General features: G+C 67.0%; 4 protein-coding genes. All 4 read left to right on the plus strand.

All coding sequences use genetic code 11. The features are described from left to right. Positions 1 to 43: 43 nt before the first annotated feature. The 4 genes from EIP75_RS25020 (at position 44) to EIP75_RS07225 (ending at position 11,724) form a co-directional block, all read left to right on the plus strand. Positions 44 to 1,210, plus strand: a complete 1,167-nt coding sequence (locus EIP75_RS25020; protein WP_476561136.1) for a cadherin repeat domain-containing protein — start codon at positions 44 to 46, stop codon at positions 1,208 to 1,210. Positions 1,211 to 1,239: 29 nt separating this feature from the next. After that, positions 1,240 to 3,117, plus strand: coding sequence for a cadherin repeat domain-containing protein (locus EIP75_RS07215; RefSeq protein WP_420797151.1), 1,878 nt, complete (start codon positions 1,240 to 1,242; stop codon positions 3,115 to 3,117). Then, entirely contained in the window at positions 3,110 to 6,190 is a 3,081-nt protein-coding gene (locus EIP75_RS07220; protein WP_125242544.1) for a cadherin domain-containing protein, read from the plus strand. The genes EIP75_RS07215 and EIP75_RS07220 overlap by 8 nt, the downstream gene beginning before the upstream one ends. A gap of 359 nt (positions 6,191 to 6,549) precedes the next feature. Beyond that, positions 6,550 to 11,724: a DUF4347 domain-containing protein gene (locus EIP75_RS07225; protein ID WP_476561137.1), complete on the plus strand. Its 5,175-nt coding sequence runs from the start codon at positions 6,550 to 6,552 to the stop codon at positions 11,722 to 11,724. The last annotated feature ends 217 nt before the right edge of the window (positions 11,725 to 11,941 follow it).

Raw genomic sequence — 11,941 nt, forward strand, 5'->3', positions numbered from 1 at the left:
GCCAACACCGTGGCNCGCGGACCCGGATGGCAGCAACAACACCATCACCTATTCGTTAAGCAACAACGCGGGCGGGCGATTCACGATCAACGCCAGCACCGGCGTGGTCACCCTGGCCAACGGCACCCTTCTGAACTACGAGGCGGCCACCTCGCACAGCATCACCGTGCTGGCCACCAGCAGCGACGGCTCCACCAGCAGCCAGGGCTTCACCATCAACCTCACCGACGTCAACGAGTTCGCCGTCGGGGCTGTGAGCGACGCCAACGCCGCAGCCAACACCGTGGCCGAGAACGCGGCCAATGGCAGCACCGTGGGCATCACGGCCCAGGCCTCGGATCTTGATGCCAGCAACAACACCATCAGCTACTCGCTGAGCAACAACGCAGGCGGGCGCTTCACCATCAATGCCAGCACCGGCGTGGTCACCGTGGCCAACGGCACCTTGCTCAATTACGAAGCCGCCACCTCGCACAGCATCACGGTGCTGGCCACCAGCAGCGACGGCTCCACCAGCAGCCAGAGCTTCACCATCAACCTCACCGACGTCAACGAGTTCACCGTCGGATCGGTGAGCGATGCCAACGCCGCGGCCAACCAGGTGGCCGAGAACGCCGCCAACGGCAGCACCGTCGGCCTCACCGCCCGCGCCACCGATACGGATGGCAGCAACAACACCGTCTCCTACTCGCTGAGCAACAACGCGGGTGGGCGCTTCACCATCAATGCCAGCACCGGCGTTGTCACCGTGGCCAACGGCTCCCCGCTCAACTACGAGGCGGCCACCTCGCACAGCATCACCGTGCTGGCCACCAGCAGCGACGGCTCCACCAGCAGCCAGAGCTTCGTCATCAACATTGCCGATGTGGACGAATTCAACGTGGGCAGCGTGACCGATGCCAACGCCGCGGCCAACGCCGTGGCCGAGAACGCCACCAACGGCAGCACCGTGGGCATCACCGCCCAAGCCTCGGACGCCGATGGCAGCAACCACACCATCACCTACTCGCTGAGCGACAACGCGGGTGGGCGCTTCACCATCAACGCCAGCACCGGGGTGGTCACCGTGGCCAACGGNNGGTGGTCACCGTGGCCAACGGAGCGCTGCTGGATTTCGAAGCCGCCGCCTCGCACAGCATCACCGTGCTGGCCACCAGCAGCGATGGCTCCAGCAGCAGCCAGAGCTTCACCATCGCCATCACGGACGTGAACGAGCACGCTGTCGGGAGTGTCAGCGACGTGGACGCTTCGCCCAACGAGGTCAACGAGAACGCCTCGAACGGCGACGACGTGGGCATCACTGCCCGGGCCACCGATGCAGATGGCACCAACAACGCCGTCACCTACACGCTCACGGACAACGCCGGTGGCCGCTTCACCATCAACGCCAGCACCGGCGTGGTGACGGTGCTGGACGCCTCGCTGCTGGATTTCGAGACCACCGCCTCGCACACCATCACCGTGCAGGCCACCAGCAGCGATGGCTCCAGCAGCAGCCAGAACTTCACCATCGACATCACCGATGGCAGTGAAGCCGGTGTGGGACCGGTGTCGGACGTGGACGTGGACGCGGGCGCGGGCGCGAACAGCGTGATCGAAAATGCGACCGCAGGCACCACGGTGGGCATCACCGCCTCGGCCATCGACCCGGACGTGATCGACACGGTGAGCTATTCGCTGTCGAACAACGCGGGCGGACGCTTCACCATCGATGCGCTCACTGGCGTGGTCACCGTGGCCAACGGCAGCCTGCTGGACCGCGAAGCCACGGCCAGCCACAACATCACGGTGGTGGCCACCAGCACCGACGGCAGCAGCACCTCGCGCAGCTTCACCATCACGCTGATCGACCAGAACGAGTTCAACGTCGGGTCGGTCAGCGATGTCAACCCGGCCGCCAACCAGGTCTCGGAAGATGCGGTGGACGGCAGCCTGGTCGGCATCACGGCCCAGGCCAGCGATGCCGACGCCACCAACAACACCGTCACCTACACGCTGAGCGACAACGCCGGCGGGCGTTTCGCCATCGACGCCACCACCGGCGTGGTGACGGTGGCCAACAGCGCGCTGCTGGATTACGAGACGGCAGCGTCCCACACGATCACGGTACTGGCCAGCAGCAGCGACGGCTCCACCAGCAGCCAGAGCTTCACGATCGACATCCTCGACGTCAATGAGTACGACGTGGGCGCCGTGGGCGATGTCGATGCCACGCCCAACCAGGTCGCAGAAAATGCCGCCACCGGCACCGCCGTGGGCGTTACCGCCCGCGCAGTGGATGCCGACGGCACCAACCACACCGTCACCTACTCGCTCAGCGACAACGCGGGGGGCCGCTTCACCATCGATGCCACCACAGGCGTGGTCACCGTGGCCAATGGTTCGCTGCTCGATTTCGAAGCCGATGCCTCGCACGACATCACCGTGGTGGCCACCAGCAGTGATGGCTCCACCAGCAGCCAAAGCTTCACCATCGAGATCGCCGATGTCAGCGAGTTCCCGGTGGGGCCTGTGACGGACCAGGACGCCAGGCCCAACCAGGTGGCCGAGAACGCCACCAATGGCTCCCTGGTGGGCATCACCGCCCATGCGGTGGACCTGGATGGCAGCCCCAACACCGTCACCTACACGCTCAGCGACAGCGCCGGGGGCCGTTTCAGCATCGATGCCGTCACCGGCGTGGTCCGCGTGGCCGATGGATCGAGCCTGGATTTCGAATCCACCACGTCGCACAGCATCACCGTGCTGGCCACCAGCAGCGATGGATCGACCAGCAGCCAGAGCTTCACCGTCGGCATTTCAGATGTCAACGAGTTCGCTGTGGGCGCCGTGAATGACAGCAACGCCGCAGCCAACCAGGTGGCCGAGAACGCCACCAATGGCAGCACCGTGGGCATCACCGCCCAGGCGGTCGACCCAGACGGCAGCGACAACACCGTCACCTACTTGCTCTACGACAATGCGGGCGGCCGCTTCACCATCGACGCAAGCACCGGCGTGGTCACCGTGCTGGACGGCAGCAAGCTGAACTTCGAGGCCGCCACNATCGACCAGCAGCCAGAGCTTCACCGTCGGCATTTCAGATGTCAACGAGTTCGCTGTGGGCGCCGTGAATGACAGCAACGCCGCAGCCAACCAGGTGGCCGAGAACGCCACCAATGGCAGCACCGTGGGCATCACCGCCCAGGCGGTCGACCCAGACGGCAGCGACAACACCGTCACCTACTTGCTCTACGACAATGCGGGCGGCCGCTTCACCATCGACGCAAGCACCGGCGTGGTCACCGTGCTGGACGGCAGCAAGCTGAACTTCGAGGCCGCCACATTGCACCTGATCATCGTGCAGGCCACGGGCAGCGACGGATCGGTCAGCAGCCACAGCTTCACGATCAGCATCACCGATGTCAATGAATCCGCGGTCGGCCCGGTGGGCGATGTGAACGGTGCCGCCAACACCGTCGCGGAGAACGCGGCCAACGGCACGGTGGTGGGCATCACGGCGCATGCCACCGATGCAGACGGCAGCAACAACACCATCACCTACTCGCTGAGCGACAACGCCGGCGGGCGCTTCACCATCAATGCCAGCACCGGCGTGGTCACCGTGGCCAACGCATCGCTGCTGGATTTCGAAGCCGCCACCTCGCACACCATCACCGTGCTGGCCACCAGCAGCGATGGCTCCACCAGCAGCCAGAACTTCACGATGGGCATCACGGACGTGAACGAACATGCCGTCGGCGTCGTCAGCGACACCGATGCCGCCATCAACCAGGTGGTCGAGAATGCGAGCAACGGCAGCCTGGTCGGACTCACCGCCCATGCCGTGGACTTGGATGCCACGAACAGCACCATCACCTACAGCCTGAGCCAGGATGCAGGCGGGCGTTTCAGCATCGACGCCGCCACAGGCGTGGTGCGCGTGCTCAACGGCGCCCTGCTGGACCACGAGTCCACCAGCAGCCACACCATCACCGTGCTGGCCACCAGCAGCGACGGCTCCACCAGCAGCCAGAGCTTCGTCATCAACCTGCTCGATGTCGACGAGTTTCCGGTGGGCCCGGTCAGCGACAGCGATGCCACCGCCAACCAGGTGGCCGAGAACGCGGCCTCGGGCACCACCGTGGGCATCACCGGACGCGCGGTGGACCAGGACAGCACGAACAACGCCGTCACCTACACCCTGAGCAACAACGCGGGCGGCCGCTTCGTCATCGATGCGGCCACCGGCGTGGTCACCGTGGCCAATGGCACCCTGCTGGATTTCGAATCCGCCACGTCCCACACCATCACGGTGCTGGCCACCGGCACCGATGGCTCGACCAGCAGCCGCAGCTTCACCATCCAGGTCACGGATGTGAACGATTTCGCGGTAGGCCCCGTGAGCGACGTGGACGCCACCGTGAACCAGTTGCCAGAGAACGCCGCCAACGGTGCGCTGACGGGCATCACCGCGCAAGCCACCGATGCCGATGGCACGCACAACACCGTCACCTATGACCTGAGCGACAACGCCGGTGGGCGCTTCACCATCGATGCCATCACGGGCGTGGTCACCGTGGCCAACGGCGCCTTGCTCGACTTCGAATCCGCTGCCAGCCACACGATCACCGTGGTCGCCACCGGCATCGACGGATCGAGCAGCAGCCAGAGTTTCACCATCCAGCTCACCGACCGCAACGACGCCCCGACCGCGCAGTTGCCCACCGGGCTCACGGCCACGGAGCAGGTGCCATTGGTGCTGCACGGCACGGGCCTGTGGGTGGCCGATCCCGATGCGGGCACGGGCCAGGTGCGGGTGACGCTGTCCGTAGGACACGGCACGCTGAGCATCGGCGCCGGCAGCACGGGGGTGGCCGTGAGCGGATCGGGCACGGCCACGCTGCAACTGACCGGCAGCATCGCGCAGATCAACGCCTTGCTCGATGGCCTGCAAGGCGGCACGCTGGGCTACCTGATCGACCACGATCTGCCGCCCCCTTCCGACACCCTCACCCTGCTCGTGGACGACCAGGGGCACACGGGCCCCGGCGGGGCACGCAGCGCCAGTGTGGCCACGACCATCGCGATCACCGAGGTCTATGACGCGCCCACGGTGGTGGACCACGGATGGGCCATGGCCTATGGCACCCCCTTGCGCATGGACAGCACTCAACTGTTGGCGCAGGCACGGGCTCCCGAGTTGCGCCCGCTCACGCCTCAGCTGGTGCAGGGGCCCGGCCAGGGCACCCTGAGCCTGCAGGCCGACGGCAGCTGGCTCTACACCCCGCGCGCCGGCTTCAGCGGCCATGACAGCTTCACCTACATGGCCGATGACGGCATGGGCCAGAGCAACATCGCCACCGTTCGGCTGACGGTGCAGGCCGCCCCTGGGGGCGGCACCGGAGGCCCGGCAACACCCGTGCAGCCGCCCACCACCGGCCCGGCCATGCCAACGCTGCCGGTCATCACGCCACCGACCACCGACGCGCCCGGCACAGGCCACAGCGGAGGCGCTGGCGGCGACGGGCACGCCCCGGGCGCGCCATCCACCAGTACCCCTGCACAGCCCGAGGGGCAGGGATCAGGCGATGCATCACAGCCCTCGCTGGGCGATACCGTCCACCAAACGGACCGTGGCCAGTGGGGCTACCCCGGTGCAGGAGCAGGCGCGCCAAGCGACCAGACGCCGTACGGGCCCGCGCGAGCCCTCTACACCGGGGGGCTGGGCGGCGCAGGCCAAGGCTGGCTGGACACGGCGTTCCACACCGTCAATGCGCTGGTGCCCGGCCTGGGCCTCACCGGCGTCCAGCAAGGCGGCCCCCTCCTGCTCGCGCCGGTCAACATCGCCCTGGGTGGCGAGGGCACTGTGCACATCGCCTCCGCGCTCGGACGGCTGGCGGCCGCGGCCTCGGCCGATCTGCCCACCCTCATGGAGTTCACGCCCACCACCTTGCAGACCACCGGCACCGTGCTGTCGGTCGGCGCCGTGTGGTGGGCCGCACGTGGCGCCACCTTGCTGACCAGCCTGCTGGTGACCACGCCGGTGTGGCGCAACATGGACCCCCTTCCCGTGCTGTCCACCGGGGGAGATCCCGATGGCGAAGACAGCCCTGAAGACGAGAGCATGGAGGCTGCAGAGAATGCCGAAGCGGAGCTCATCTTCGAGGAGCCTCGACAGGCTGAATCGCTCTACCCGGACATCGCATGACGTGACGACACATGACGTAAACGGTTGTTTGACGTAAACAAGCAGGCTTTCCGTGGCTTATTACACGGAGCCCGATCAGCCTTCCTGGGAAAATAGGAAGGTCGCGCTGTCTCCGTGCCGGGGCCTGTTGGCCGCCCCAACCGATCGTTCTTGCCAAGGCGACACCAGGAGTATTCGTGCGCCGCCAACGCCCCAGGCAACCCAACCGATCCCAGCCCCGCGCCGAGATCGAAGAACTCGAACCCAGGCTGCTCTTTTCAGCCGAGGCTTCGGTGTGGGCTGCCGGCGGCATGGCTCCCAGCGGCGCACAGACCACCGTGCCCACACCGGTTTCGGCCGCCAGCCTGCAATACGCGGCCATGGCAGGCACGCAGAACACCAGCGCACCGCTCAAGGCCCAGGACACCGCGCAGAGCGCCAGCACCACGGACGCCAGCACGGGCCTTCGCGAAATCGTGTTCGTCGACCTGGGCATCGAGCATGCCGACACGCTGATCGCCGATCTGCAAGCCCAGCAGGCCCAGGGCCGTGCGCTGGACATCGTCACCATCGGCGTGGAACAGGACGGCATCGAGGTCATCACCCAGACACTGGCACAGGCCCACGGGCCCTACAGTGCCGTGCACATCATCAGCCACGGCAACGCCGAGGGCCTGACCCTGGGCAACACCCGCCTGGACCTGGCCGCCCTGCAGAGCCGCGCCCAGGATGTCACCACCTGGGGCGCCGCGCTGACCAGCGACGCCGACCTGATGCTCTACGGCTGCGACCTGGCCTCTGGCGTGGATGGCCGGGCGCTGATCGGTGACCTGTCCCTGCTCACCGGCGCCGACGTGGCCGCCAGCGACGATCTGACGGGCTCGGCCGTGCTGGGCGGCGACTGGGCGCTGGAATACCACCAGGGCCAGATCGACGCGCAGGCGCTGTTCGGCCTGTGGCAGCAGCCCAGCTGGTACGGCGTGCTGGCCACCTACACCGTCACGTCCACCGCCGACAGCGCCGCCGCGGCCACCACCGCCGGCACCTTGCGCTGGGCCATCACGCAGGCCAATGCCAACGCGGGCGCCGACACCATCGCCTTCAACATCACGGGCGCGGCGGGCACCTACGGCGAGTACACGATCACGCCCTACGCCGTGATGCCGACCATCACCGACGCGGTGCTGATCGATGGCAGCACGCAGCCGGGCACTGGTGCTGCCGGCCATCCGCTGATCGTGCTGGATGGCGCCGGTGCCAGGGCCACCGGCCTGGAGCTGTCCGGCACCGCCGACGGCACCACGATCCGTGGCCTGGTGATCCGCGACTTCACCAGCTACGGCGTCTACATCGCGGCCAACTCCAACGGCAACACCCTGGTCGGCAACTACATCGGCAGCCTCAACGCCGATGGCAGCGACGCGGGCGCCGCCAAGCGCAACGACGCCTACGGTGTCTACAACCTGGGTGCCAACACCACCATCGGCGGCACCACGGCGGCCGACCGCAACGTCATCTCGGGCAACGGCACCACCTACAACATCTACCTGGGCAGCGGATCGAACAACGCGGTCATCCAGGGCAACTACATCGGCACCAATGCCGCCGGCACCGCCGTGATGGCCAACAAGGCCGACTACGGCATCATGGTGGAGACCAGCTCCACCAACGTCATGATCGGCGGTTCGGCCGCTGGCGCCGGCAATGTGATCTCGGGCTTTGCCACCCGCAACATCTGGCTCACCACCACCGGCACCACCACCATCCAGGGCAACTACATCGGCACCAATGCCACGGGCACGGCTGCGCTGGCGGGCGGCGGCGTGGGCATCTATAAGGACGACACCGGCAGCACCACGATCACCGGCAACGTGATCTCGGGCAACACCTCGACCGGCCTGGACATCCGCGATGGGGACACCACCGTCACCGGCAACATCATCGGCCTGAACGCCACGGGCACGGCCGCCCTGGCCAATGGCGGCGCCGGCATCAACATCCAGACCAATGACGCCGTCACGATCGGCGGCAGCACCGCGGCCGCACGCAACATCATCTCGGGCAACACGGGCCACGGCATCAGCGTCAACACCACGGCCACCGACATCCACTACATCCTGGGCAACTACATCGGTGTGGGCAGCGATGGCACGACGCTGCTGGGCAACGGCGGCGCGGGCGTCTACATCGCGGCCAGCAACGTGCAGGTGGGGGGCAAGAACGCTGGCGAGGGCAACATCATCGCGGGCAACACAGGGGCAGGCGTCGTCATCGCGTCGGGCTCGAACAACCTGGTCTACCGCAACTCGATCTATGGCAACGGCGGCCTCGGCATCGACGTGGGCAACGATGGCGTGACCGCCAACTCGCTCAACGACGCGCGCAACACCCCCGTCATCACCACCGCCATCACCAACGGCACGACCACCACCGTGACCGGCTCTTTCGAGGGCAACGCGGTGGCCCGGACCGTGACGATCGACTTCTTCAGCAGCCCCACGGCCGATGCCAGCGGTTACGGTGAAGGCCGGGTGTACCTGGGGTCGGTCACCATCACCACCACCGCCAGCACGGGCGACGCCAGCTTCAGCATCGAACTGCCCGCGGTGGCGGCCGGCCACTACATCACCGCGGTGGCCAATGCGGAGAGCAGCTCTCCCAATGTCTCGGAGTTCTCGGCAGCGATGATGGTGGTGGCCTCGGCCACGGGCACGCGCGGCAAGGTGATCTGGAACGTGAACGACCAGCTCTACAGCTGGTACGCCACCTGGAGCGGCACCAGCTTCTCATTGCCCGCCGTCACCGGCATCAACACCACCGACGACATCACGATGATGCTGGCGGCCGAGGCGCCCACCCGCAACGAAGTCATCATGATCGGCTCGGCCGATGTGTCGGGCAAGATCCTCGCACTGGTCTGGGACGGCAGCAAGTGGACCGCGCCGCTGACCCTGCCCCTGGCCTCGCCCGCCGCCGCAGCGTCACAGTACAACAGCTTCGCCGTGGCCTACGAAAGCACCAGCGGCGACGCCATCCTGGTCTGGGACAACGGCAACACGGGCACCACGGGCCTGTCGTACGCGGTGTGGAACGGTACCAGCTGGTCGGCCGTCAACACCATCACCGCGCCGGTCTCGGGCGAGCCCTACCAGATGAAGCTGGCGGCCAACCCCCTCTCCGATGAAATGGTGCTGGTGGTCGAGACCAGCCTGGCGTCGAACAACCAGTTCGCCATCGTGTGGAACGGCAGCAGCTGGGGCAACGCCCAGACCCTGGGCAGCGACAACGCCAAGCAGTACTTCGAGATCGACGTGGCGTACGAGAGCCAGAGCGGCCGCGCACTGGTGTTCTACGACGGAGCCACCAACGTGCCGACGGTGCAGTACCGCATCTGGAACGGCAGCACCTGGAGCGCGGAAAGCAGCATCGCGGCCGCGGCCGGCGTGAGCGGCACGGCCGAGCTCAATGCCACCGCCGTGGCGTCTGACCCCACCAGCAACCGCATCGCCATCGTGGCGCAGACCTCGACCAACAACGTGTGGGCCGCGGTGTGGAACGGCAGCACCTGGAGCGGGCAGACCCTGCTGACGACCACGGCCCCGGCGCTGACCGACCGTCCCATGACGGCCAGCGTGGCCTTCGAGGCCAAGTCGGGCGACCTGCTGGTGGCCTACAGCAAGAACACCGGCCCCAATGTGTTCTACCAGACCTGGACCAACGGCGGTGGCTGGTCGGGCGAGCTGACGGGCCCGAGCATGGGCGGCACGGACACGCCCTACATCACCAAGCTCTACACGGACCCGTACACCAACACCATCATGATGGGGGTGCAGGACAGCGGTTCGGACCTGAACTTCGTGGCCTGGAATGGCAGCAGCTGGGGCACGGTCACACAGCTCGATGGCGCCACCGGCGAGACCTACCGCCAGAACTTCACCTACGTCTGGAACCGTTTCAACAAGACGGCGCTGAACAACGTGGGCGGCGACACGCTGGCCTACGTCAAGGGCGATGGCGTGCGCGTGATCGACCAGGGCTACGCGGCCACGATCACCGACAGCGATCTGGTCGGCTTCGACGGCGGCACGCTGACCATCTCCTTCACAGGCGGCTCCACCGCTGCCCAGGATGTGCTGGGCATCCTCCACCAGGGCTCGGGCGCTGGCCAGATCGGCCGCAGCGGCAGCAACGTCACCTACGGTGGCGTGGTCATCGGCACATGGACAGGCGGCACGTCGGGCTCCGCGCTGGTGATCACGCTCAACGCCAATGCCACCGCGGCGGCCGTGGGCGCCCTCGCCTCGAACATCACCTACCAGAACACCAACGGCACCACCCCGTCGACCACCACCCGCACGGTGCGCTTCGCCCTGGTCGATTCGCTGGGCGTGGCCGCAACCCCGCGCGACGCGTCCATCACGGTGACCAACCCTTCGCCGGGGGCGGTCAGCGTGGGCATCCAGCAAGGCGTGGACGGCTACACCGGCACGCAGGACACCTATGTCCGCAACGGCACGAACACCAGCCAGGGCAACAACACGACGATCAGCTTCGACGGCTCGGGCAGCAGCACGGAGCAAGGGCTGATCCGCTTCGACAGCATCTTCGGCAATGGCCCCGGGCAGATCCCGTACGGTTCGGTCATCACCTCGGCATCGCTGACGGTCTATGCCATCGAAGATGGCACGCAGAACCCTGCCCTGCACCGCGTCCTCGGCCTGAACTGGGATGAGTCGAGCATCTGGAGCGGCCTGGGCAGCGGGGTGCAGTTCAACAACGTGGAGGCCAGCAGTTCGGCCGACAGCAGCGTGGACGCCAGTTCGCCCGGCTACCGCACCTTCACCGGCCTGGAAGACACCTTGCAGGCCTGGTCCAATGGCGCCGACAACCTGGGCTGGGTGATCAAGTTCGACGGCAACGAGTGGATCATCGCCAGCTCCGAGAACGGCACGGTGGCGTGGCGCCCGCAGTTGAACATCACCTACACGCCGCCGGCCGCGACCGTGGTCGACCTGGACCCCAACAACAGCACCGGCGCCACCGGCCCTGACAGCAGCAAGACCTTCGTGGAGAACGGCGGCCCGGTCGCCATCGCCGATGTGGATGCCAGCATCGCCGACAGCGACAGCACCCAGCTCACGGGCATGACGGTGACGCTGACCAACCCGATGAACGGTGTGCTCGAATCCCTAGCCGCCACCACCACGGGCACCAGCATCACGGCCAGCTACGACAGCGGCACCGGCGTGCTCACGCTCAGCGGCACAGACACCCTGGCCCGCTACCAGCAGGTGCTGCGCAGCATCACCTACAACAACCTGTCCGAGGCACCCGACACCACCACGCGCTTCATCACCGTGGTGGCCACCGATGGCTACACGACCAGCGCCACCGCCACCGCGGAGATCACGATCACCGCCGTGAACGACGCACCCACGGGCAGCGTGAGCATCAGCGGCACGCCCACACAGGGCCAGACCCTGACGGCCTCGAACACCCTGGCCGATGCGGACGGCATGGGCAGCGTCTCCTACCAATGGCTGCGCAACNCCTGACGGCCTCGAACACCCTGGCCGATGCGGACGGCATGGGCAGCGTCTCCTACCAATGGCTGCGCAACGGCGTGGCCACAGGCGTCACCGGCAACACCTACACCCTGACCCAGGCCGATGTGGGCCAGGCCATCACCGTGCGCGCCCTGTACACAGACGCTGGCGGCACGGCGGAGGCGGTCAACAGCGCCGCCACCGCCGCCGTGGCCAATGTCAACGA

This window comes from Aquabacterium soli (genome assembly GCF_003933735.1).
Taxonomy (GTDB): domain Bacteria; phylum Pseudomonadota; class Gammaproteobacteria; order Burkholderiales; family Burkholderiaceae_C; genus Aquabacterium; species Aquabacterium soli.